The 500-nt window shown below is 62.6% G+C and carries 1 protein-coding gene; it reads left to right on the top strand.

What is annotated here, in order from left to right:
* Positions 1 to 125: 125 nt before the first annotated feature.
* The gene (locus QWE_RS25970) at positions 126 to 257 is read left to right on the top strand and encodes a hypothetical protein (protein ID WP_276307008.1); all 132 of its coding nucleotides are present in this window, start codon (positions 126 to 128) and stop codon (positions 255 to 257) included.
* The last annotated feature ends 243 nt before the right edge of the window (positions 258 to 500 follow it).

Here is a 500-nt window from a genome sequence, read left to right as displayed (position 1 = left end):
GTCTCCAACGCTTCGTAATCAGCGCGCCTCCCAAAGACTCTCCCTTCGGCGGCCCGCTCGGTCCCCTCTCCCCCTTCCCCCCAACCGGGTCGCCGCCAACCCCACGCTACACAAGGAATACGACCATGAAGACCATCATTTCTGCAGCCCTCATTTCCCTCGCAGCCGGCTGGACGGAAGCGAAGGCTGCCGAGCCGGCTGCGAGGGAAATGAGGGCTGCAGAAATGATGGTCTTCATGGTGGTATTCCTTGTGTAGCGTGGGGTTGGCGGCGACCCGGTTGGGGGAGGGGGAGAGGGGACCGAGCCGGCCGCCAAAGGGTTTGCGTGCTGGGAGGCGCGCTGATTACGAAGCGTTCGAGACAGTGCGGTTGACGAGGGTCACCGACTTGTCGGCGTTGACCTTGTAAACTTCGCGAACGTCGCGGCCGTCACCGTTGGAGAATGTGTGGAAGAAGGTCGAACCGGCGGGTGCCTTTTCCAGCTGGACGTTCGGGTTGTC

Origin of the sequence: Agrobacterium albertimagni AOL15, from assembly GCF_000300855.1 — a bacterium.
GTDB lineage: Bacteria > Pseudomonadota > Alphaproteobacteria > Rhizobiales > Rhizobiaceae > Allorhizobium > Allorhizobium albertimagni.
The sequence above is the reverse complement of the archived record's forward strand: the minus strand, read 5'-3'. Positions and strand labels throughout refer to the sequence as shown.